Origin of the sequence: Methanolobus sp. WCC5, from assembly GCF_045690325.1 — an archaeon.
Taxonomy (GTDB): Archaea; Halobacteriota; Methanosarcinia; order Methanosarcinales; family Methanosarcinaceae; genus Methanolobus.
This window is the reverse complement of the sequence record NZ_CP146981.1, coordinates 2,721,189-2,744,392: the sequence shown is the minus strand read 5'-3', so window position 1 is coordinate 2,744,392 and position 23,204 is coordinate 2,721,189. Positions and strand designations below refer to the sequence as shown.

Genomic DNA, 23,204 nt, shown 5'->3' with positions numbered 1-23,204 from the left:
AAATTGTATTGATCATATGAGACTATGTTGCACTATATATGACTATATATGAATCTATATGAAGTGTTATATAATAGGATAGCCTTTCTTTTATCAAGATACGATACCATTTGGACGTTTTTTAGACTGAGGAACATGAACTTTATGTCAGGTGAAGTAAAAGATTACATTAACAGGGAGATAAGCTGGCTTTCATTCAATGAAAGGGTGCTTCAGGAAGCAAAGGATCCGGAAGTCCCTTTGCTTGAGCGTCTGAAGTTCCTTGGTATCTTCTCCTCAAACCTGGACGAATTCTTCAGCGTCAGGGTCGGAACACTGCAGCGCATGATAGATGCAGGAGTGAAGTCCAATGCCATGGTTGGTGTTTCTCCTAAAAGGGTCATGAAACAGGTACATAATATCGTACTGCAACTACGTGATGATTTTGACAGGGTATTTGTTGAACTGACAAAGGAACTGGAACAACATGATATTTTCATAGTAGATGAAACTCAGCTGGATGAAGCCCAGAAGGCCTTCCTTAAAAGTTATTTCCATGAAAAGGTCCGCCCTCGATTGATACCGGTAATGCTTAAAGATATTCCCCATTTCCCTTACCTTAAGAACCAGGTGATCTATCTGGTAGTTGACGTAAGGAGAAAGTGGGACCCTCAGGGATCCAAATTTGCCCTGATCGAAGTTCCTGTGGACGTGCTTCCCCGCTTTATCATGCTTCCTGATTCAGGTGACAGGAAATGTGTCATCATGCTTGATGATGTCATACGCTTTGGACTTGACGATATCTTCTCAACCTTTGAATATGATTCCATAGGTGCATATACTATCAAGCTTACAAGGGATGCGGAACTTGAAATAGACGATGATGTTACAAGAAGTTTCTTTGAGAAGGTCTCCGAGAGCCTCGAAGAAAGAAAAAAAGGTCAGCCGGTACGTTTTGTCTATGACAGGGAAATGCCTTACTACCTGCTGGATTTTACACTAAAAAGACTAAAGATCCAGAAATTTGAAAACCTGGTCCCTGGTGGTAAATATCACAATGCCAGGGATTTCATGAATTTCCCACAGATAGGACCTGATTCCTTTTATTACGAAAAAAGGACTCCTTTACCTCACAAAGACCTGATGCGCCACAAGAGTATGTTTGCCGCCATAAGGGAAAAGGACATTTTGCTACATTATCCCTACCAGTCTTTTGATTATTTCATTGACCTTTTAAGGGAAGCAGCCATCGACCCCTATGTTTCAAGCATAAAGATCACTCTTTACAGGGTCGCCCGCAATTCCAATGTCATAAACGCGCTGATCAATGCAATAAAGAACGGGAAGAATGTAATTGTTGTTATTGAGTTGCAGGCAAGGTTTGATGAGGAATCCAATATTTACTGGACCCAGAAACTCGAGGAAGCTGGGGCAAGGATCATTGATGGAGTGCCGGGTCTGAAAGTGCACTCTAAATTGTGCCATATCACAAGGATAGAAAACAACGTCCCGGTTCATTATTCGTGTATAGGTACAGGGAATTTCAATGAATCCACTGCCAGATTGTATTGTGATCACATGTTAGTGACAATTGACCCGGAACTGACCTTTGAAGTGGACAAGGTTTTTGATTTCTTAGAGCACAATTATAAGGTATATGAATACAAACATCTTCTTGTTGCTCCTCTTCGCATGCGGAATGCATTCGAAAGATTCATCGACAGGGAAATAGAAAATGCAAAGGCCGGATATCCGGCTTACGTTCATGCAAAGATGAACAGTCTTGTGGACAGTGAGATGATCAATAAACTGTATGAGGCAAGTAAAGCAGGTGTGAGTATAAAGTTGATTATCAGGGGTATCTGTTCACTTGTTCCCGGTGTTGCAGGTCAGAGTGAAAACATAGAAGTAATCAGTATAGTTGATAAATATCTTGAACATTCACGTATTTTTATATTCTGCAACAATGGTGAGGAAAAATATTTCATTTCATCAGCTGACTGGATGGTCAGGAACCTTGACAGGCGTGTGGAAGTTGCAGTACCTTTGTATGATGATGCTCTTCAAAAAGAGCTGAAAGAATACATGAACTTGCAGTTCATGGATAACACCAAGGCCCGGATAATCAATGAGCTTCAGGATAACAGATACAGGAAAAGTGGCGACATATCTCGCCGCGCCCAGGAGGATATTTATGATTTCCTTGAAGGGCAATTGAAAAACGGGGATAAGCAATGAGATTTGCTGCCATAGATGTTGGCTCTAATGCAGTGCGCCTGCTCCTTTCAAGGGTTGATTCCGAAGGAATAGAGCCCATATATGAAAAGATATCTTTTATGCGCATGCCTATCCGCCTTGGCGAGGATGCATTCGTCCATAACAATATCTCGCAGGAAAAGATATCCCGTCTTGTGGATACAATGACAGGGTTCAGATATCTTATGGATGCCTATGAGCCCATAGACTATATGGCATGTGCAACTTCGGCCATGAGGGAAGCCGACAACCGTAATGAGATCATTTCCATGGTAAAGGAGAGAAGCGGCATCGATCTTAATGTCATAAGCGGCAGGAAAGAAGCAAAAATAATCTATTCAAACCGTATAGAAAAGGTACTGGGAAGCAGTGATTCAACCTATCTTCATATTGACGTTGGTGGCGGCAGTACGGAACTGATACTTTTTAGGGAAAAGGAAGTTTTTGCTTACAGGTCTTTCAATATAGGAACTATCCGTATGCTGGAAGGCATTGTGACAAAAGATGACTGGAAAGAGATGAAAGAATGGGTAAAAAGTGTGACCCGTAAGCACATGCCGGATTATGCTATCGGAAGTGGTGGAAATATAAGCAAACTCTTTAGGATGGCCGGGAAAAAAGAGGGGGCACTCATAAGTGACACTGATATCAAAGACCTGAATACATATCTTAAGGGTTTCACATTGGAACAGCGCATAACAAAGCTGGGCCTGCGTCCCGACAGGGCTGATGTGATAGTTCCCGCTTCCAGGATATATTACTCTGTCATGAAATGGGGCAATATCAACACTATGCATGTCCCGCAACTTGGCCTTGCAGATGGGATCATACATGTCCTGTACAATAAACATAAAAAGGATTATATATAAATAAAGTTGGTGAATATCGACTTTCTTGTTCATAGGACAAACTTCAACTTAAATGGCAGCACTGTGCCTTTTTAAATTCGATGGTCTTCCAGGTGCACCGGCCTATAGCCATAAATGAGAATCCTATGTTCATAATATATAAATACTGATTTGCCAGACAACTCTTCACAAGTAAATGGTTCAGGCTGTGTTTGCTGCAATTCCCGGCAGACCTGAATAAAAACCAATAGTTGATCTTATGGATGATCCCGGAAGTATAAACGATTGCCTGTATCTTGGAATAGATGCAGGCATATTCAAGACATCGGTTTGCACCAGTGAAGGAAAAAGATTCTCTGAGCGAAGCGCTGTAATTATCCGTGAAACCAGTGTGGACTCTGAAGGAAAAACGATATCCGGCACAGAAGCCCTGGAAGCACCTGATGAAGATGTAAAAGAAGCCCTGAAAAACGGGTTAAAGAACGAGGATGATGTTCTTATTTTCAAAGAGTTCCTGAAAGATCTGCTTGAAAAACATGATATTGATCTTAAAAGCAGGAATATATATACAATATTGGGTGTACCATCCACTGCCGATCTGGAATACAAAAAAAATCTTCTGTCCCTGGCAATGGAACTGTTCTGCGGTGCAATGCTGGTTGATGAGCTTTTTTGCGTAGCCTACAAAAAGGATATTCTTGAAAGATCGATTATACTGGACCTGGGATTCAGCAAAACAGATATTGCCATAATAAATGGTGGTGTTCCACAGGAAAATGACCTTCTTTGTCTTTCATGTTCCGGAAAAGATATTGACAGTGAAATCGTAAAACTCATCAAAGAAAGATGGAACGACTCAATAGTAACAGAAGAGCTTGCAAGGGAATGGAAAGAAGAATACGGACACCTTGTTTCTGCTCCCGGACCATGCACTGTAAATATTCCCCTTGAAAGCGGGACTATAAATGAATCGATCGATGAAGAGATACAGATAGCATGTGAGTTTGTTGTCACAGACATCGTATCAGGTATTACCCGGATCCTGTCGGGGGTAGAGACTGAAATACGGGAATCATTAAGGAACAATATCCACATTTTTGGCGGCACCAGCCGTCTTCTCAACATTGGTACCTTTATCGAGACTGAACTTAAAGAGCTTGGAGGAGCTAAAGTTTCCCTTGATATTGACCCGGTTTTTGGTGTTGCCGAAGGTGCACTGGAATTGTGCAGGAATATGCCGGCGGAATTCTGGGAACAAATAGTTGCTCAAAACAGGACCAGGATCTGATAATATGAATTCATTGAACTTCTCAGGCGACTGTAAGAAAGCTGAAAAAACACCTAAGCTCTTTACTCCTAATATTTACAGAAAACCTATCGCATCAAAAGAACAGGAAAAAGAAGGAAAAAAAACTGGACCTCATTCCGATCCTCAGACCTATGTACCGGAAAATAATCAGGAACCTTCCGATGAGGAGCAGGAAACAGTTTACAGGATTTTGGCATCTGATATAGATGACCTTGTACAGAAAGAGTCATTGCTTGCTGAAATTAAGAAACGTTACGAATCTGAGATAACAGAATATGAAGAGAAGCAAAAAGAGCTTGATGAACTGAAAAACAAATTCTCCGTGCAGGAAAAAGAGCTTCGTGATAAATGTGCCATCCTCAGGGCTGCAACTGAAAAAACAAAAAAGTCCATACCCAGGGAGCAGACAGAGGAACTTGAAAAGGAGATATCTGCATTTGAAGAGAAACGCTTTGAATATGAAATAAGTTTAAAGGAGTTTGAAGCTTCCAGAAAAGAATATGAAAAGGAGCTTGCAGATCACAAGACACGTATGGAAGAGCTCACTTCACTGAAAGCTGCATATGAGAATGATCTTGAGCAGTATACAAAGAAGAGATCACAGCTGGATGAAAAACGCAGCTCTTTAGAGGAAATGATCAGTGCCGGTGAAGAATTCTCCATGGAATTGAAGGATATCACCTATCCGGCAGTTATCGAGGAAATCAAATCCGGCTACTATGCACAATTACAGGCCCTGAACCGGAAGCGAGCAGACATTGAAACCCTTAAGTCCGAATTGGAAGATGAGGAGAACTTCCTTGCACAAAAGCGCTCTTCAATTGAAAAAGCAAAAGAGAATATCCGTAAGGAACTTCTTGGACTTGGCCCAAAGACAATGGAACTGGAAGCATCCATTGCCAGTTATGAAGAAAGTGTAAAAGCTCACCAGGAAAGAGAGCTTGCTTTTGAGGAAAAGATAAAAGCCCTTGAAAAGAAGAGAAGTGAGCTCAATGATAAGGCTGAGAGCCTTGAGCTGGAACATCAGCAGGCTTTAAAATCACATGAAGAAAAAGAAATGGCTTTGCAGCAACGTATAAAAGAGCTGGAGCAGAAGAAAGCAGAACTTGATGGCGAAGAGGAAAGGATCAGATCAGGGCGGGAAGATAATGCAAGAAAAGAAGAGGAGATCAAGCAATCGCTTTTAGAGATGGAAGCCAGAAGAAGTGAACTTGAAAGGATGATCGGGAAGACAAATGAGGAAATAGGTGTGCATGTGACCATCCACCGCCAGCATCTTGACATCAAGAAACTTAACAACAAACTGGAACAACAGCTTATTTATATACAGAGCCTTGAGAGTTCGGTGGCTGATCTTAAACACAGCCTTGAAGAGGCAAGGTGTGATGTTAAAAAGAATGAGGTGTTCTCACAAATCCTCAAGCAGAACATTGAGCTTATGGGATGAGTTATGATTGGAACAGATTTGCAAAATTTCAAAGAAATCCTTTCTTTGAACAGGTAAAGCAATCAAATAGAATATTCATGCAGAACGATCATGTAAATCGATCAAGTTAAAGTGTGTGCCTCAGAACTCATAGGGTTCATCACGGTTCAGATCCTGTATTATCATCATCGGCACACATATAATCGTTCGTACAGGAAATGATATGGAACTGCAAATCCTTCATATCACTTCTTTGATCTCATCGACTATTTTTCTGGCAGCGGCACCAGGGTCATCTGACTGGTAGATACTTCTTCCAACGATCACCCAGTCTGCTCCGGCTTTTATAACATCCGAAGCACTGCCGCCCTGGGCACCAACACCGGGTGATATTATAGATAGATCATTCCCTATTATCTTCCTTATATCTGCAACCCTCTCAGGCCGGGTGGCAGGTGCTACCACACCGGAGGCTTTTGCTTGTGCTGCCATCTTTGCAATATCTTCACCAACCTGCTGCATGAAATCAAGGGCACCCGGGTGGCTCATCTCAGTGACAACGTAAATGTCCTTCCCCTGCTCTTTTGCAAGTCCCACAGCAGCTTCCAGGCTGTCATGGCCGGTGAACCCCTGGACTATAACGGCATCTGCGCCTGCCTTGAACACCTGTTCACATATAAGGCGGTTTGTATTCGGTATGTCGGCCACCTTGAAATCAGCAATTATGGGAGCGTATTCCGATAGCTGGCCGATGATGTCCGTTCCTGTTGCAAGGACAAGAGGATAACCTATCTTGATGGCATCCACATATGATGAAATCTTTTCAGATATCTGTATGGCTTCTTCCCTATCTGTGACATCCAGTGCGAGTATGAGTCTTGTGTGTTTTTCCATATCAATGCTCCTCTTATTCCAGTTTCCCGCACATCTTTGCAAGCCTGCTCCTTGCAGCAGCTACCAGTATCGGAAGTGTTATGGTCGCATCCGAATGTACGGTTACTGAGCGTGCGGTCTCGCTGACCTTACCCCATGAACGTGCCTCATCAAGGGTTGCACCGCTAAGTCCACCTGTTTCCGGGGTGTCCATTGTAAGCTGGATGGCATACTCGAACTCCTGATGGGTTATAAGCATGGACTGGAATATATAGTTCTTTGGAACACCACCACCTATCAGCAGTGCACCGGGATCCTTCGCTTCGTAGCAGATATCGATGATCTCCCGCATGTCTGCGAAAACATCAACGTTAAGAGGGTTGGTCTGCTTGAAAAGCCATGCCTGCAGCCCTATCATCGAGTCCTGTATGGCAGGGCAATAGACAGGCACGTTCATGTCTGCTGCTACCCTTAGTATGGAGTTCCTGTCATCGATGTTGTTCCCAAGGTGGGTCATAAACTCCCTGATAGAAATGGTCTCACTACCAATATCAGAGAGTATTGCTTTCATCTTTTCCTCAAAGTCTGCAAAATAAGGTTCGGGAAGGTAGACATCATATATCCTGTTGATCTCATCATGCTTCAGTTCGATATCATCGCATTCACATGATCCCTTGTAGTGATGCAGGCCCATTGATTCCACTATCTCATGCACCATGTTGGCACCTGTGGTGACCAGTACATCGATATAACCATCCCTTATCAGGTCTGCAACTATCTGCCGCATCCCTGCAGGCACCATTGCTCCTGCAAGTCCGAAAAAACTGGTGGAACCGCCGCCCAGCATCTCTGTATATATATCCACAGCATCTGCCAGCTTCCCGGCGCCAAAAGCACAGCCATCAATGGCATGGACCAGATCATCAACACTCATGTTTTCCGTGATCTTTGCCTGTCTGATGGGATTTTGAAGTTTTTCTTCCTTTGAATGACAATGTTCCATTTAAAAGCCCCTTTAATCTAAGCAGAGTAAACGCCAAGGTTGTTCTTTAAGGTTATTATGGGCTAAAAGAGATTTATTTGGATTGGTACTCATTTAGTATTATTAGTTTCATATTGCTTGGCTTTCTATTATACCTTTGTAGTATGGGCCCCGCTACTTTTAAAAAATGTAGTGAATAGTTATTCAAATGTACTACATCATTATTTAATACATTGCAATAACGCTAAAGTATATATTAATATTCAGCCAATTGAAAATAAGAATAAAAACCAATCCAGCACAACAAAAAAATCCGGCATTTAGCTCTTCGATGCACATCAAAGACTTGAAAATGGGAGGAGAATACCGGTGAGTATAAAAGGTAAAACTATTTGGTATATTGAAGTGGACCCTGCAGGGGAAAAGAGCAGTACATGTATTGACGAGGGGTTTGCTACATTTGACATTAATATCCATCTTATAGAAGAACTTGGCGGAGAATTACAGGATTTCAGTGCATCATTCAGGCAGCATCAGAAAGAAGAGGTATTAAAAGAGATATATCAGAATTTTGACAGGGAATTCCGTGGAGAAATTGCACACGAGTTCAGAGATCTTGAAAAAGGTCTTAATCACAGTGAAGGCTTCCAGAGAATTGTCCATCTGAATAAAAAAGTCGTGGACTTTACCAGCAAAATGAGAAATCTTGATAAGATAATGCATGATTTTGATGAATTTGAACGACAGGAAAGATTCAAAAAAATAATCATCGACAGACTGATGTCTGTGGTAAGTTCCTGGTCCCTCAGCTGGTATGACGATGTGATGCGTTTTATGAATGAAATAAATACTGGCGACATGGTCATCATGCCATTAAAAGAACAGAGCTATTTTGCAGTGGGTAAGATAAAAGGTGAATATCAATACCGTCAAATTGCACCAAATATAAGACATGTTAGAAAGACGAAATGGAAAAAAAGATCGATCTTCTCAGAGGACCTGCATTCAGTACTTCCTTTAATGCAAAGTGTATATAAGCTCGATGACAAAGCTGAAGAACTTGTTATGAAGCTTATCAGGGACCAATGGTTCCTGGACAGAGTTGAATAAAGAGGTGGTAATTTGCATTACGGACTTGGGATAGATGCCGGCGGGAGTTATACAGACGTTGTCATTCTAAGAGGCAGCGATGGAACAATTATGGATTCACATAAATCGTTCACAACCTATCCTCACCTGGAATATGGCATAAAGAATGCACTGGATCATCTTGACCCGCAGTATCTTGGACAGGTAACCCTTGTGTCTGTTTCTACAACCCTTTCTACCAATTCACTTCTGGAAAACACAGGCACACCCGTTGGCCTGGTGCTTGTAGGTGAACACCCTGAAGATGAACCTTATCCTGCAGACAGTGTAATCCGCATAAAGGGCGGACACGATCCCAGAGGAACTGAAGAATTTGAACTGGATATATCAAAATTGTACCATTTTGCACGCAATACCATGGATCGGGTATCTGCTTACGCTGTGTCGGCTATTTTCAGTACCCGGAATCCGGAGCATGAGCTCAGGGTAAAAGAAGTACTCAAAAAAGAAACAAACCTTCCGGTTGTGTGTGGTCATGAACTGACACAGGACCTTGGAGCTTACGAGAGAAGTGTAACGGCAGTCCTTAATGCACAGCTGATCCCGATAACCTATAAGTTCGTCAGCGTAGTTGCAGAGGACATCAGAAAAAGGGGTATTAATGCCAGGATACTTATGCTCAAAGGCGATGGTTCGGTCTATAATATAGAAGATGCCCTGGAAAAACCGGTTGAGACCATATTCTCAGGACCTGCTGCAAGTCTGCTCGGTGCATCATATCTTTCAAAGACTGACAACTGTGCGGTTATAGATGTAGGTGGTACAAGTACTGATGTTGCGATGCTCAGGGCAGGCATACCTGAAATAAGTAACACAGGTACGGTAGTCGGCGGCTGGAAGACAAGAGTCAGGGCTATGAAGATGGAAACCTTTGCAAATGGCGGAGACAGTCATGTATGGATAAAAGACAAAAGTGTCAACATTGGTCCCAGAAGGGTTATTCCACTATGTGTTGCAGCAGAGATGTATCCGGATTTTATCAGAAGCCTGAAAAGGAACAGGATACTCTCCCGCGAGATGATGGATGAACATTATCAGCCTACTAAGTTCTTCCTGAGGACAGATTATCCCGCAAAGGGTCTTGATAAGGAGGAAGCAGATCTTCTAAGGAACATAAATTATGAACCTGTCTCTATAAATGATCTTTCCGACACTTCCAATGTCCCGCCCTCCAACCGTCTGCTGGATTCCCTTATTCAAAAAAGGCTTGTTCAAGCTGTTGGTTTTACACCAACTGATGCCTTGCACGTAATGAAGGTTTACAACCAGTGGAATTTTCATGCTTCTGATCTGGGAGCATTTTATCTTTCCAAATTCAGCCAGATGGGAAAATTCGAGTTCTGCTCACTTGTGAGGCAAAAAGTCGCTCAAAAAATGGCTTTTGGTCTTATGTCATTTATATATCCTCACCATCCAAAGAGTGTTATAGAAGATGGGATCGGAGGTGAATACCCGGCGGGTTACTGCATAAATGTCCCCACTGTACTTCTTGGCGGTCCGGTGCGAAGTTACAAGGATGAGTTCTCTTCCATCATTTCAGGGAACATAATGGTTCCTGAATATGCCGAGGTAGGTAATGCCATAGGTGCACTTGTAGGAAAAGGAGTGAAGAAAGTTGAAGTTCTTATAAAGGCCCAGTCACCGGGTGAACTGGACAGGAACTTCTATGTTTACTCACCTCTGGGAAGACATGATGTGATCACATATTCCGATGCTTTGGAACATGCAATAGACATTGGCAGGAATATAGTTCTTGATTACATAGAAAGATGCGGTGTCAGCAGGCAGGAAACAGAGATAAGTGTTACAAGTAAGGCGGCATCTCCTCCTGACTGGACACATGCACCCCTACAGACCATCATTACAGTGATGGGCGTCGGGAACCCTTTGATGCTATTGAAGGAATAAAGAGTTGATATTGTGAAGAAAAATGACAGGTATTCTGAAGAATACAAGGAACAGCTTAAGATTATCTACGAAGAGAATAAAGAGAACATCCACTACATGGCCAGATGCGGGACATTGAGAAGAAAAGCCGAAGCTCTTGAACTGCTTAATATACTGGGTATTGAACCATAATACTGATAGATGTGTTCCGGTGAACCGGACTCCTGCATAATATAATAATACATAAATGCCATATTTCTCTCAATGAATTCCATATTTAACAGACTGGTCCCAAAGCAGCGGAAGATGTCCACCCGGTTGGGCGGGCTGCTGATCATAGTAGGAGAGACAATGTTCCTCTTCTCCCTGCTTAACTTCCTGATGATCACAAGGCTGCAGTATTACAGTTCCGGGGACAGTTTTATCAGACAATTGTTCCCACACTACCTGCTTTTCCTTCTGGGGATGTTCATTATTGCTTTCATTGGCATGTGGATGGCCTACGTTTATGTTTTCCCAAGCAAGCAGCGCTTTTCCCAGGAGCAGGCGATCAAGGATAACAGGAGTCCTCTTTACAATAAGGTTCTTGACATTGAGAGTGAACTTGATGAACTAAAAAATGCTGTGAGCAGTATATCGGAAAAGCTGGATCTTATGGCTGAAAAGGATAAGGACCGATGATGCAGGGAAGAATGAGCAATGATAGCACGGACATCGAGATAGAGCCGCTTTTTGATGAACCTGCCCTTGTGGTCAGCAGTGAGACAAAAGCACTGGTCATAGCAGATATACACCTGGGGATAGAGTGGGACCCCTACAGGAGTGGTTTTTCCATTCCAAGCCGCATGAAACGTGGTCTTGAGCGCATACTTGGCTACATAGGGAAAGTATCCCCTGAAAGGATAATACTGCTGGGAGATATCAAGCACAACGTACCCCAGATCTCCTGGCAGGAACGTGATGAGATACCTTATTTCCTTTCGGTTCTCAGTGACCATGCAGCTGTGGACATATTCCCCGGCAACCATGACGGAGGTATCGAACTACTGCTTCCTGCAGACAGGGATATAACCGTACACCCTGTGCGTGGTTCGATAATAGAGGACGTGGCTTATTTCCACGGGCATACCTGGCCTGACCCTGGTCTGCTCAAAGCCCGGTATATCATTACCGCTCACAATCATCCCACTATAAGGTTAACCGATTCTCTGGGGTATGCCACAGTGGAACAAAGCTGGATAAGGACACACCTGGACCTGCAGGTACTGCAAAAGCATTTTGCAGGCCTTGAACTTAAAAAGGAGGATGGCAGCTGGAACGACCCTGAAGTTATAATCGTGCCTTCTTTCAATGAGCTCTGTGGAGGTGTTGCCTTCAATGAATCCCTTCACGATGATCTTCTTGGTCCGCTGTTCTCCTCAAAGGGTATTGACATAGACAATGCAGAAGCCTATCTCCTGGACGGTACTAAACTGGGAAAACTGAAGAATATAAGGAAGATGGAAGAGAGCCGGATACGTCCTTTCAGAAAAAAACGAAAGGTGACAAAACAATGAGTTTTGGCAACATCTTCGATTCATTTGACCCGCGGATACAGGCATCCCTGGAAAAACAGGGTTTTAAAGCTCCTACCGAGCCCCAGGAAAAAGTATTCCCTTTTATATTGAAAGGTGACCATACATTTCTTATTGCTCCTACCGGTTCCGGTAAGACGGAATCTGCGGTTCTGCCCATATTCCATGCTATACTTAATAAGACCCCGGAGCAGAGAACAGGCATATCTGCCCTATACATAACTCCACTGCGTGCTTTGAACAGGGATATGCTCTCGCGTATCCAGTGGTGGGGAAAGGAGCTGGGAATAGATGTCCAGGTAAGGCATGGGGATACTTCTCAATATGAGAGACAGAAACAATCACGCAAACCTCCTGACTTTCTTATAACCACCCCTGAGACCCTGCAGGCCATGTTCACCGGCTCACGCCTTCGTAAGAACCTGGGGGATGTGACCCATGTTGTTGTTGATGAGATACATGAAATGGCATCTTCCAAGAGAGGGACACAGCTTTGCGTGGGTCTTGAAAGACTTGTAGAGCTTGCGGGCGAGTTCCAGAGGATAGGTCTTTCAGCGACCGTGGGTAATCCGGATGAGGTGGCTAAGTTCATGGCTGGTGCGGAAAGGGACGTTTCTGTTGTTTCAGTCTCCCTGCTAAAACTCCTGGACCTGCGGGTACTGAGTCCCGTTGTAACAGAAGAGGATCAGTCCATATCAAAGAAACTGGCATGTGATGTGCAGTTTGCCGCTCATCTGCGTTGTGTCAGGGATATAGTGCTCGATAACGTTTCAACTCTTGTCTTTGTGAATACAAGGCAAAGTGCCGAGGCCCTGGCAGCAGGTTTTAAAATGCTGGAACTTCCAATAGGAGTTCACCATGGCTCACTATCTGTTGATTCGCGTATCGAGGCAGAGGAGTCTTTCAAAAACGGCGACCTCAGGGGCCTTATATGCACATCTTCCATGGAGCTGGGTATTGATATCGGCAATGTGGACCATGTGGTGCAGTACGGCTCACCGAGACAGGTCTCAAGGCTCTTGCAGCGTGTGGGACGCGCCGGACACCGGATACATGAGATATCCAGGGGTACGGTCATTGCCATGGACGCCGATGATGTTGCAGAGAGCATGGCAATATGCAGGCTGGCTCTTGATGGGAGAGTGGAGTCCATATTCCCACATATGAACTCACTTGATGTAGTGGCAAACCAGCTGTCAGGCATGGTACTTGATTTCGGGGAGGTGGGCATTGACCGGATATACGGCATACTCAAACGTTCATATCCTTTTAAGGACCTGCGTATGGAAGTGCTCAGGAAGGTCATCAGCCAGATTTCTGAGTACAGAATGGTATGGCAGGAGGAAGGTTCTGATTCCATCAGCCGCCGGAAAAAAAGCTGGCAGTATTATTATGATAACCTTTCCATGATACCGGATGAGAAGAAATATGAGATCTTTGACATTGTTACCGGAAGGTCGGTGGGAGTGCTGGATGAGGCTTTTGTCATAAACTTTGCAACACCTGGGGCCGTGTTCATTACCAAGGGTGACATGTGGCGGGTCATTGAGATGGTCACTGACCGTGACAGGATAAAAGTGGAGCCTGTGAGGGGCATGGGCGAGATACCAAGCTGGGTTGGCGAGGAAATACCCGTGCCTTTTGAGGTGGCTCAGGAAGTTGCCAGCATCCGTTCTTTTGTTGCAGGGATGATCCTCAGGGGAAAAGATGATTCCCTGATAGCAGAAGAGGTTCGTTCTGTTTATCCTGTAGAAAAAGAAAGTCTCAATGAGCTGCTTTTGATTCTCAGGGAGCATGTTGAAGGAGGGTATCCGCTTCCTGACAGGAATATGTTCGTTATAGAGAATGATGGTGATGCAGTACTACTTAACACCTGCCTGGGACACAATGCCAACGAAACAATGGCAAAGGTACTAACGTCCCTGCTTGCTGCAAGGTACGGGAGCAGTGTTGCCCAGGAGATCGATCCTTACAGGATACGCCTTACACTGCCACGCAGGATCAAGGCAAAGGAGATAGAGGCACTTTTACGGGACATCCAGCCTGAGCATGTGGAGCCCATCATTGAGATGACCCTGAAGAATACCTCCCTTATGAAGTGGAAAATGGTTCATGTTGCCAGGAAATTCGGAGCTCTGAGCAAAGATCTGGACTATGACAGGATAAGCATGAAGAAGCTTCTGGATATTTATCGCGATACGGCGATGTATGATGAAGTTATCAGGGAGATATTCCATGATATGCTGGATGTGGAGAGGGTCACCGATGTTCTTGCCAGCTTATCTGCCGGGGATATAGCCCTTGTAGTGAGCAGCTCCACTCCCATCGGAAGTTCCGGTTTTTCCATGAAGAGGGATCTTGTGGCACCGGAAAAGGCTGACAGGTCCATTGTCATGGCCCTTAAGGACCGCATTATGAATGACAACGTGATACTTTTCTGTGTCCATTGCAAGAAGTGGACCTCACGGAGACAGGTAAAAGGTGTTCCGGAAAGAATAATATGTCCGGTGTGTGATTCCGGGATGGTTGCGGCCCTCAAACCCTGGGAAGATGAGGAGATAAAGCTTGTTAAAAAGCAGGACAGTATCACTTCAAAGGAAGATATCAGGCGCATCCGCAGAGTTTACAGGAATGCTAACATTGTGATGACCCACGGAAAGATGGCAGTGATCGCACTTGCAAGCCGGGGTGTTGGTCCGGAAATGGCAAGCAGGGTGATACAGAAGATGCGTCATGATGAAGAGGCTTTCTATCGGGATATATTGGTCGCTGAAAGGAATTATGCAAAAAATAAGAGATTCTGGAGTTGACTGGCTTTTATTTGTAAGTTTTTGTGTGTAGATTATCTTAATATAAAAAAAAGTACAAATTTCAAATGATAACGTATATCTGTGAATATCTAAGAAGCGGGAGGTAAATCATGCAGTCTTTCATAGTCGAACATTACCTGAACAAGAAGATAGACGTCTATTGTGGCGGGCCGGATAGGTTCTATGGGGTTGTGGAAGCATGCGCTGACGGAGTGCTGACACTTAAGGACAGTGATATGTACACGCACATTGCCATAGACAAGATCATTGCAATATGGAGCACAGACAAGCTAAAGTGATAAGGGATGATCTGAACAATTGTATACGGTAGATTTGCAGACCTCTTATTCCGTTCTGTTTACACTCTTTTTTATTTTATCTTTAATGTGCAGATATGCCAGTTTTGCCAGTTATACTGTTAGTAAGGGTATTAGATTAAAGAATTACTGATGATCTGTGGATTTCGTTTTGTTTTTCCTGGCATATGTAAACCTGTTTGCTCATGCGCATTACACATTATTTTTTATTCGTTAATTTTTTATTTTCAGCCTGCTCTGCTCTAATCCAATAGTTTTATATCTGATGTAACTCAAATCAGGGTGACTAAAATCTACTCAACAGAGAAGGATTCATTATGAACATGAAAGAAAGATTACTCAAAGCATTAAAAGGTGAAGAAGTAGACAAAGTGCCAGTACTGTCCGTAACACAGACTGCAATTGTTGAGCTCATGGATCAGACAGGCGCTGCCTGGCCGGAGGCACACAGCGATGCGCAGATGATGGCAGACCTTGCAGTAGCATCATATGAAGTATGTGGTCTTGAGGGTGTAAGAGCACCATACTGCCTTACAGTACTTGCAGAGGCAATGGGCTGTACAATCAACATGGGTACAAAGAACAGGCAGCCTTCAGTTACTGACCACCCATATCCAAAAGGTGTGGATGACCTTAAGATGCCAGAGAATCTCCTCGCAACCGGCAGGATCCCTGCTGTACTTGAGGCAATGAAGATCATGAGGGAGAAGGTAGGAGATGAAGTACCTATCATTGCAGGCATGGAAGGTCCTGTGACCCTTGCATCTGACCTTGCAAGTGTAAAGAAATTCATGAAATGGTCCATAAAGGCACCTGAAGACTTAAACACTATCCTTGATTTTGCATGCGATGCATGTATCGAGTACGCAAATGCACTCTTTGATGCAGGAGCAGATGTTATCAGCGTACCTGACCCAGTAGCTTCACCAGACCTTATGGCACCGGACTCATTTGACAAGGTGCTCAAGCCTGTACTTCAGAAGTTTGCAGACAATGTAAAAGGCCCGATGATTCTCCACGTATGTGGTGACGTTACACCTATCCTTGAAATGATGGCTGACTGCCACTTCGTGTCCATAAGTATCGAAGAGAAAGTAAAGGACCTCAAAGGTGCAAAAGCAAAGGTTGCAGGAAAGGTCACTATCTGCGGCAATGTTTCAAGTCCTTTCACACTCCTTGCCGGCGATGAGGCAAAGGTCAAGGCAGACGCAACCCGGGCTCTTGAAGATGGTGTCGATGTCCTTGCACCTGGCTGTGGTATTGCACCAGACACTCCAGTTGCAAACCTTAAGGCATTGGTCCAGGCAAGGGACGAATACTACGCATAAAATTATTTGCAGGACATGCCATAGTTAAGCTATGGACATGTCACAATTCTTTTTTTACTTAATTCCAATTAATTTTCCGTTGATTGCTTTTGTTTTTAGTTTTCAGCGTTAACATAAATTTTTAATATAACCTGAATCCATCTTTTATTGATCAAAGGTTATTTGCACTATCCAGTCGTCTTTTCAAATTTGCTTTGATTATTTATACAGTAAAACAGGAGATATATTATGCACTATAGTCTGGGAATTGATGCCGGTGGTACGTATACAGATGCTATTCTTGTAAAGGATTCAGATGGGTCCGTAGTAAGTTCGGCTAAGGCTCTTACTACTTATCCGGATCTTGTTGGTGGTATCAGGAATGCAATAGAATCCCTTGACTCAGAGCTCCTTAAACACGTGAACCTTGTATCCGTTTCCACAACTCTTGCAACAAATACTGTTCTTGAGGGTACCGGGTGTCCGGTGGCCCTGATTCTTGTAGGTGAGCATCCTGTAAAAGGAGATTTTCCTGCAAAGCATTTGCTCTCTATATCAGGAGGGCATGATTTCAATGGCATGGAGATAGAAAGCCCGGACATTGATGCAGTAAGGACATTCGCCTCAAAGGTAAAGGATGATGTTGCTGCTTTTGCTGTCTCTTCCTTTTTCAGTATCCGTAATCCGGAACATGAACTGGCTATTACCGAGGTCATACATGAGATGACAGGACTTCCTGTTGTGTGTGGTCATGAACTGTCCCAGGACCTTGGTGCTTATGAAAGGGCCGTTACTGCAGCTTTGAATGCACAGTTGATCCCCATATCCCATAAATTCATACTCTCTGTAATGGATGAGATAAAGAAAAAGGACATCAATGCCAGATTACTTATGCTTAAATGTGATGGCACTGTTGTAGGCCTGAAAGATGCACTGGATAAGCCGGTAGAAACTATTTTTTCCGGTCCTGCTGCAAGTCTTGTTGGTGCCTCGTTCCTATCCGGCCTGGATACCTGTGCAGTGGTGGATGTAGGAGGCACAAGTACTGATGTATCGGCAATCATCAAAGGTGTGCCGGAACTTTCAGACACTGGTGCGGTTGTTGGAGGATGGAAGACCAGGGTCCGTGCAACCAGAATGGAAACTTCTGCCATGGGCGGGGACAGTCATGTATGGACAAGTTCAAAGGTCATACACATCGGACCGAGAAGGGTCGTTCCCCTTTGTCTCGCTTCTTCTAAATATCCTGGTTTTCTGAATAAACTGAAGAAAAGTGCGGTCCCGCTGAGAAGTGTGCTTGACAGAAATATTCAGCCAACGAAGTTCTTCACAAGGTCCGGGTTCAAACCTGTTGGACTTAATGAAGCTGAGGCCGAGGTTCTCAATGCAATTGGTGATGAACCAATGAGTCTTGATGAAATAGCCGTTTTATCAAAAAAGTATCCTTCCACAATAATAATCGATTCTCTTATTCAGAAAAGACTGATACAGGCAATTGGTTTTACTCCGACAGATGCTCTGCATGTACTCGGAGAATATACTTTCTGGGATGTAGAGGCTTCAAAGACAGGTGCTGAAAAACTTGGCAGGCTCAGCAGGATGGACAGTTACGAATTCTGTACTAAGGTGAAGGATATCGTAGCCAGGAATATGGCCTTTAACCTGATGTCATATATTCTTCCGGGAATTGACAGGTCAGGAATCAAAAAAATAATAAATGGAGAATTCAACTCCAGGTTCAAAGTTGATATACCCGTTGTCCTTCTGGGGGGACCGGTTGCTGCATACCAGGACATCATAAAGAATGTAATTGATGCTGAAATAATCATCCCTGAACATGCTGAAGTCGGAAATGCTGCCGGTGCACTTTTTGGAAAAGGTATTAAAAGGGTTGAAATTATCGTAAGACCTGTTTCTGTAGAAGATCCTGATGAAGGTTATCTTGTTTTTTCGCCCCTGGAAAGGAACAGTTTTGATGAATACTATGCAGCAGTAGAATATGCAAATAAGCATGGAAAACAGATCGTTATAGATTATATGGGTGAATGTGGCGTGAGTAAAGATAATGTGGAAATAAAGATCAATCAAAAAACATTCTCACCGGAAAACTGGAAACATAGTCCACTGGAAACAATTATTCAGATAACTGGCATTGGTTATCCCAAAAAGTTCATGGTGTAATTAACATCATTTTTACTTTTCATCATTTTTACTTTTAAGCTTTAGAAAATCCATCAGAATAGCATACTTACCAGTATTGACAAAACAGAAATATAAATATAAATAAAAAAAAGAAAAAAGAAACAAGTTCTGGGTTTAGAACTTGTAGTTGGCGTCTGGTTTGAACCTTGGTTCTTCTACCTTGTACTTCTCGAGGCTGTCGCTCATGAAGGTGTCGGCTTCGTCCGTCAGTGCTTCGAGTGCTGCCTTTGCATCTGCAAGTGCATTCTTCTCGAACTTGGACATGACGAGTTTCTTGCTGTCTGCAGCTGTGAGCAGGTTTACAGTCTCAATTGCTGCATTCTTTGCACGGAGGTATATGTCGTTTCCGTCCTTTACAATAGCAGATCCGATCTTGTATGCGTTGTCGTATGCAAGGATGTAACCCTGTGGGTCTCTGTATTTGTCAGAGAGGCAGAGCATGTCACGGAGAAGCTTTGCATTTCCGGTCTCGGTTGCTACGTTCAGCAATGCTGCATCCATGTTCAGGGTCTGGGACCAGCACTGTACGCTTGTACCACCGAATTCACCGTGGTATTCTACGGACTCGTTGGACCACAGGTCACAAACCTGCATTGTCAGGTTACCCATGACATCTGCGTGTGCGCAGGTTGCAGATTTACCTTCCTGAGCAATTGGACATCCTGTGATGGACTTTACTATTGTGTTCTCGTATCCACAGTCCTTACCTGGACCCTGGGCACCTGCTTCATATCCTGTCAGTGTCCTTGCTGCAGAGATTGTTCTTGCAATGATTGCAAGGGTGTGTGCAAGGTTCTTATCGAGGAGACCACCTGCAATGAACATTGCAGTGTTTGCCTGAGCACAGTCTGTGTCACCGGCTGCGATCCTGCCCTTCTTGTCAGCGATCTTCCTGATATCCTGCCAGATCATAGCCATGTCAATTGAGCCAAGGCAGCCAATTGCATAGATGAGACCTGGAACATCGTTCCTGAGAATTGCGTAGTCGAGGATTTCCTTACCACCCATTGTCTCAATGGACAGGAAGTCAGCACCGCCTTCTGCAACAGCTTCAAAGGACTCCATAAGGGTGTCGTACTTTGGACCGATCAGTGCAAGCAGGTCACGGTTCTCACGGATGTCACCAGGGGTGTGCCTGAGACCACATTTTATTCCATATTCTTCGTGGTATTCTTCAAGAATGGTCTTCTGAACGTGTGCAATCTCTCCGCCCCATGTAGGGTTGTTGGTCATCTGTTCTACGTGTTCTGTCTCAAGTGAGACTGCTGGGAAACCAATCTGTACTGCTCTTGCAAGAATGTCAGTTGTAAGCCTGCGGTATTCAGAAACGAGTTTCTCCTTGGAAACACCTGCTTCTGGCCTTGGGGCGTAGTTGACTTCTGCAGTTACGTATCCTGCACCGACTTCTAATCCGAGTTCTGACTTTACTGGGTAAACTGACTTACCGAAGATCATGTCGTCAGCAGCTTTGTATGCCTGGGATGTGTATCTTTTTACCATTTCTCTCACCTCTTAGTGTTTGTGGAACATCTCCTTCAGTTGCACAAGTCCTTTACCTGAAAGGATTGCTGCGGCCATCTTAGGAGCATCTGCTGCTTCTTCACCATATACTCCGAGTTCGTATGTTGCTACGAACTCCTGGTTAACTGCGCCGCCTCCACACTGGAATGGCACCTTGATACCAGATTCAAGGAGTCTGTCATTGATTTCCTTGAATGCATACATTGTTGTTGTCATCAGTGCTGTACCGGTAACCATCATTGGGCTTTCCTTCTTTACAGCTGCAATGACTTCATCGACTGGCACATCACGGCCAAGGTCTACTACATCGTAACCAGCTGCCCTGAGGAGTGCTGCTACAATAGTCTTACCGATATCGTGCACGTCACCTTCTGCTACGTGACATACAACCTTGCCCTTTGCTTTAGGTGCTGATCCAGCCTGCTCTTTACAGAACTCGATACCTTCAAGCATTGCATCTGCTGACATCATAACGTTTGGCAGGAAAATTACACCCTCGTCGTATAAGTCTGTGACGATCTTCATTCCTGGCATCAACACATCGTCGATGAGCTTAATTGGATCTGCTCCGCCCTCGATTGCCTTCTCGAGGCCCTCTACGACATCATCCTCTTCTCCCTCAAAGATTGCAGCAGCAATTGTTCTTGCAGGCTCTGCTTTAGGGAACATCTCAGCTGCTAACTCTTCAGGTGTCTGTGCTTTTTCTTTCTGCACATTGTACCTAACTAATATTTTGCTTGGGTCTATATCCATCTAATTCTACCTCCTTAGATCTAGATTGACTTCCTGCCACTCTGCATACATCAAGCGAAGTATGCTGTCAAGCAGCAGATGGATATCAGTTGGCTCATGACTTTGAACATTGTCGCAAAAGTCTCCACAATCTTTTGCTAACAAACTTTAGTCATTTGCTAACTTCATCTTTCCACATAAACACCTATTCGAGACTGATATATAAACCTAGCGGTTTTTGTAATTTATAATATATTTATAATAAAAAAATACCATATATTTTTATACAGTACTACCTGCACTATGTTTTGCGCACACATTATGCCTGTGACATCTGATTATATTTACACAGTATGACAATTACTTTCAGCATATTTAACAGATGAATAGTAATAAAATACAAGAAGTCACGGGTAAACTTAAATATAAGTGACGTTTTCTGCCATATTCCATCCATTAAATAAAGTTTGCTTGTCCAACACAAATAAATAATTCCAAATATATACATATATGAATACAAACTAAATTCGGTTAATTCAATATTTTTTTTAAACAAGTTAAAAATAGATGGATCGTTTTGATTCGTGTAAGCAATCTTTCCGAATTTTTTAACCTAATGTTAACCGTTCATTTTAAGTGTCGTCATTAGTCGAAGTCTACATTCCATTATACCTAAATTTTAAAAAAATTCATGTTAAATGCACTTGTCCGTTACACTTATATAACATTTCTTTTGAGAAGCGCCAGTTCGATACAATACCAGAATAATTATTCTTTTTTAAAAAGAAATATTAAACAACAAACAAAATAAATCATTAAAAAAAAAGAAAAAGAAACAGGAGACATATCTCCCATGTAATATCCTTTTAATCAATTGTTATTGACTAGGTTAATAGGCCTGGTGTCCCCATGATCATGATCATGGTTATGCGGCTTACTGTTGCTGAAAGCAATACTATTGGCACCAAGTATGCCAGAGATAGTCCCATTTACTATATTTACAAGCTTTTCACGGTCAATGCTTGAAACAGCAGACAGGACTTTCAGTCGGGGCACATCCCCGGCCACATTGTCGATCACTTCCATTGTAATGTCCTGATCAAAACCCGTAAGGTTCGTCTTTATGGTATTTGAATCAGATTCAATGAAAAGTTTGATGTGACCAACAAATTCAGGACTTAGCTCCACAACCTTCGACTTGATCGTTTCCATGATCTCTTTTGCTGTTTCCCGGGCAAGATCAGATGATACCTGCCCCTCCAGGCGATATTCGGTGGCATAACTGGAGATACCTGAAGCTTCAATAGAATTAAGCTCCTCTTCCCCTTCCTCTTTCGGAGCCACCACGTCATCCCTTATGGCCGATTCACCCCGGGCCACTTGTGACTCATGAATTCCTTCGTGGCCTGGCACATCACCCATCGCAAGTCTGACGAAATCGAACCAGTGCTCATCTTCCTTTGATGCCGAAAGCAATATCACCTTTGCGGTGGGGTTCAATTGCTGTACTGAAGCCTGGATAATAGGGATGCGTATCTCATCTATCAGGTCAATCTTATTGACACCCAATATCTCTGCATCAATTATCTGCCGCATGGCAAAATTCTTAGCTTCCTTCATCAACTGCTTGAACCGGCTACCATCTATGAGAGTTACAAGAGGCTGTATAGTAGTATCCTTCAGGTCCATCAGACTTATTTCGTTCCTGATTATATGAGGGAATGCTATCCCGGTGGGTTCGATAAGGATGATATCCGGACTATAGTCCTTTTTCAGAATGGCCAGGGTCGTTTTCATATTGACTTTAAGCGAGCAGCAGATACAGCCACTTGTAAGTTCAGTCATATCCAGACCATACTTAGAGATGACATCACCATCAATACCCACCTCGCCGATCTCATTGACAATAACGGCTACTTTCTGGCCAGCGTCACTGAATTCCTTCCCAAGTCTTATAATGGTGGATGTCTTTCCACTACCCAGGAATCCACCAACTACAAGTATTTTCATTTTACATACCTTCTTTTAAAAA

At 43.4% G+C, this 23,204-nt stretch carries 18 protein-coding genes; 13 read left to right on the top strand and 5 right to left on the bottom strand.

Annotated features, from left to right (window positions below; genetic code table 11):
- Positions 1-144: 144 nt before the first annotated feature.
- The 4 genes from ppk1 to V7O64_RS13255 all read left to right on the top strand — a co-directional run bounded on the left by ppk1 (position 145) and on the right by V7O64_RS13255 (position 5,839).
- Complete coding sequence (ppk1, locus tag V7O64_RS13270; protein WP_407355848.1) at positions 145-2,217, top strand: polyphosphate kinase 1; 2,073 nt, start codon at positions 145-147, stop codon at positions 2,215-2,217.
- Positions 2,214-3,104, top strand: coding sequence for a Ppx/GppA phosphatase family protein (locus tag V7O64_RS13265; protein ID WP_407355847.1), 891 nt, complete (start codon positions 2,214-2,216; stop codon positions 3,102-3,104). The genes ppk1 and V7O64_RS13265 overlap by 4 nt, the downstream gene beginning before the upstream one ends.
- A 238-nt stretch (positions 3,105-3,342) precedes the next feature.
- Positions 3,343-4,371 carry a rod shape-determining protein gene (locus tag V7O64_RS13260; RefSeq protein ID WP_407355846.1) on the top strand — a complete coding sequence of 343 codons (1,029 nt, stop codon included), beginning with the start codon at positions 3,343-3,345 and terminating at the stop codon, positions 4,369-4,371.
- 4 nt (positions 4,372-4,375) lie between these two features.
- Complete coding sequence (locus V7O64_RS13255; protein ID WP_407355845.1) at positions 4,376-5,839, top strand: hypothetical protein; 1,464 nt, start codon at positions 4,376-4,378, stop codon at positions 5,837-5,839.
- A 219-nt stretch (positions 5,840-6,058) separates the two neighbouring features.
- Here V7O64_RS13255 and pyrF read toward each other — a convergent pair whose 3' ends face one another.
- Both pyrF and V7O64_RS13245 read right to left on the bottom strand, forming a co-directional pair.
- Positions 6,059-6,712, bottom strand: a complete 654-nt coding sequence (gene pyrF, locus V7O64_RS13250; RefSeq protein ID WP_407355844.1) for an orotidine-5'-phosphate decarboxylase — start codon at positions 6,710-6,712, stop codon at positions 6,059-6,061.
- A gap of 13 nt (positions 6,713-6,725) precedes the next feature.
- Positions 6,726-7,694: a deoxyhypusine synthase gene (locus tag V7O64_RS13245; protein ID WP_407355843.1), complete on the bottom strand. Its 969-nt coding sequence runs from the start codon at positions 7,692-7,694 to the stop codon at positions 6,726-6,728.
- 348 nt (positions 7,695-8,042) lie between these two features.
- On the opposite strand from V7O64_RS13245, the gene V7O64_RS13240 reads away from it, so the two are divergent.
- From V7O64_RS13240 to V7O64_RS13200, 9 genes are all read left to right on the top strand, one after another.
- The gene (locus tag V7O64_RS13240; RefSeq protein WP_407355842.1) at positions 8,043-8,783 is read left to right on the top strand and encodes a hypothetical protein; all 741 of its coding nucleotides are present in this window, start codon (positions 8,043-8,045) and stop codon (positions 8,781-8,783) included.
- Between the two features lie 12 nt (positions 8,784-8,795).
- Positions 8,796-10,730: a hydantoinase/oxoprolinase family protein gene (locus V7O64_RS13235; protein ID WP_407355841.1), complete on the top strand. Its 1,935-nt coding sequence runs from the start codon at positions 8,796-8,798 to the stop codon at positions 10,728-10,730.
- Between the two features lie 12 nt (positions 10,731-10,742).
- Positions 10,743-10,901: a hypothetical protein gene (locus tag V7O64_RS13230; RefSeq protein WP_407355840.1), complete on the top strand. Its 159-nt coding sequence runs from the start codon at positions 10,743-10,745 to the stop codon at positions 10,899-10,901.
- Positions 10,902-11,015: 114 nt separating this feature from the next.
- Positions 11,016-11,390, top strand: a complete 375-nt coding sequence (locus V7O64_RS13225; RefSeq protein ID WP_407355839.1) for a hypothetical protein — start codon at positions 11,016-11,018, stop codon at positions 11,388-11,390.
- 11 nt (positions 11,391-11,401) lie between these two features.
- On the top strand, positions 11,402-12,265 hold the full coding sequence (locus tag V7O64_RS13220; protein ID WP_407355838.1) for a metallophosphoesterase: 864 nt from the start codon (positions 11,402-11,404) through the stop codon (positions 12,263-12,265).
- On the top strand, positions 12,262-15,093 hold the full coding sequence (locus tag V7O64_RS13215; RefSeq protein WP_407355837.1) for a DEAD/DEAH box helicase: 2,832 nt from the start codon (positions 12,262-12,264) through the stop codon (positions 15,091-15,093). Before V7O64_RS13220 ends, V7O64_RS13215 begins: the two co-directional genes overlap by 4 nt.
- Positions 15,094-15,203: 110 nt before the next feature.
- Positions 15,204-15,392 carry an MM0924 family protein gene (locus tag V7O64_RS13210; RefSeq protein ID WP_407355836.1) on the top strand — a complete coding sequence of 63 codons (189 nt, stop codon included), beginning with the start codon at positions 15,204-15,206 and terminating at the stop codon, positions 15,390-15,392.
- Between the two features lie 335 nt (positions 15,393-15,727).
- On the top strand, positions 15,728-16,738 hold the full coding sequence (mtaA, locus tag V7O64_RS13205) for a methylcobamide:CoM methyltransferase MtaA (protein ID WP_407355835.1): 1,011 nt from the start codon (positions 15,728-15,730) through the stop codon (positions 16,736-16,738).
- A gap of 228 nt (positions 16,739-16,966) precedes the next feature.
- A complete protein-coding gene (locus V7O64_RS13200) occupies positions 16,967-18,898 on the top strand; it encodes a hydantoinase/oxoprolinase N-terminal domain-containing protein (RefSeq protein ID WP_407355834.1) in 1,932 nt (643 codons plus the stop codon).
- Between the two features lie 135 nt (positions 18,899-19,033).
- Here the strand turns inward: V7O64_RS13200 and mtaB are convergent, their stop codons facing one another.
- The 3 genes from mtaB to V7O64_RS13185 all read right to left on the bottom strand — a co-directional run bounded on the left by mtaB (position 19,034) and on the right by V7O64_RS13185 (position 23,182).
- Complete coding sequence (mtaB, locus tag V7O64_RS13195; RefSeq protein ID WP_407355833.1) at positions 19,034-20,419, bottom strand: methanol--corrinoid protein co-methyltransferase MtaB; 1,386 nt, start codon at positions 20,417-20,419, stop codon at positions 19,034-19,036.
- Positions 20,420-20,431: 12 nt separating this feature from the next.
- Positions 20,432-21,193, bottom strand: a complete 762-nt coding sequence (gene mtaC / locus V7O64_RS13190; RefSeq protein ID WP_407355832.1) for a methanol--corrinoid protein MtaC — start codon at positions 21,191-21,193, stop codon at positions 20,432-20,434.
- An 849-nt stretch (positions 21,194-22,042) separates the two neighbouring features.
- Positions 22,043-23,182 carry a GTP-binding protein gene (locus V7O64_RS13185; RefSeq protein ID WP_407355831.1) on the bottom strand — a complete coding sequence of 380 codons (1,140 nt, stop codon included), beginning with the start codon at positions 23,180-23,182 and terminating at the stop codon, positions 22,043-22,045.
- Positions 23,183-23,204 lie beyond the last annotated feature (22 nt).

Bases quoted from the DNA above. Each gene is read 5' to 3' on its own strand.
- pyrF (WP_407355844.1), bottom strand. From the start codon at position 6,712: ATGGAAAAACACACAAGACTCATACTCGCACTGGATGTCACAGATAGG.
- V7O64_RS13210 (WP_407355836.1), top strand. From the start codon at position 15,204: ATGCAGTCTTTCATAGTCGAACATTACCTGAACAAGAAGATAGACGTC.
- V7O64_RS13225 (WP_407355839.1), top strand. From the start codon at position 11,016: ATGTCCACCCGGTTGGGCGGGCTGCTGATCATAGTAGGAGAGACAATG.
- V7O64_RS13245 (WP_407355843.1), bottom strand. From the start codon at position 7,694: ATGGAACATTGTCATTCAAAGGAAGAAAAACTTCAAAATCCCATCAGA.
- V7O64_RS13260 (WP_407355846.1), top strand. From the start codon at position 3,343: ATGGATGATCCCGGAAGTATAAACGATTGCCTGTATCTTGGAATAGAT.
- mtaC (WP_407355832.1), bottom strand. From the start codon at position 21,193: ATGGATATAGACCCAAGCAAAATATTAGTTAGGTACAATGTGCAGAAA.
- mtaB (WP_407355833.1), bottom strand. From the start codon at position 20,419: ATGGTAAAAAGATACACATCCCAGGCATACAAAGCTGCTGACGACATG.
- V7O64_RS13265 (WP_407355847.1), top strand. From the start codon at position 2,214: ATGAGATTTGCTGCCATAGATGTTGGCTCTAATGCAGTGCGCCTGCTC.
- mtaA (WP_407355835.1), top strand. From the start codon at position 15,728: ATGAACATGAAAGAAAGATTACTCAAAGCATTAAAAGGTGAAGAAGTA.
- V7O64_RS13255 (WP_407355845.1), top strand. From the start codon at position 4,376: ATGAATTCATTGAACTTCTCAGGCGACTGTAAGAAAGCTGAAAAAACA.
- V7O64_RS13220 (WP_407355838.1), top strand. From the start codon at position 11,402: ATGAGCAATGATAGCACGGACATCGAGATAGAGCCGCTTTTTGATGAA.
- V7O64_RS13185 (WP_407355831.1), bottom strand. From the start codon at position 23,182: ATGAAAATACTTGTAGTTGGTGGATTCCTGGGTAGTGGAAAGACATCC.
- V7O64_RS13200 (WP_407355834.1), top strand. From the start codon at position 16,967: ATGCACTATAGTCTGGGAATTGATGCCGGTGGTACGTATACAGATGCT.
- ppk1 (WP_407355848.1), top strand. From the start codon at position 145: ATGTCAGGTGAAGTAAAAGATTACATTAACAGGGAGATAAGCTGGCTT.
- V7O64_RS13215 (WP_407355837.1), top strand. From the start codon at position 12,262: ATGAGTTTTGGCAACATCTTCGATTCATTTGACCCGCGGATACAGGCA.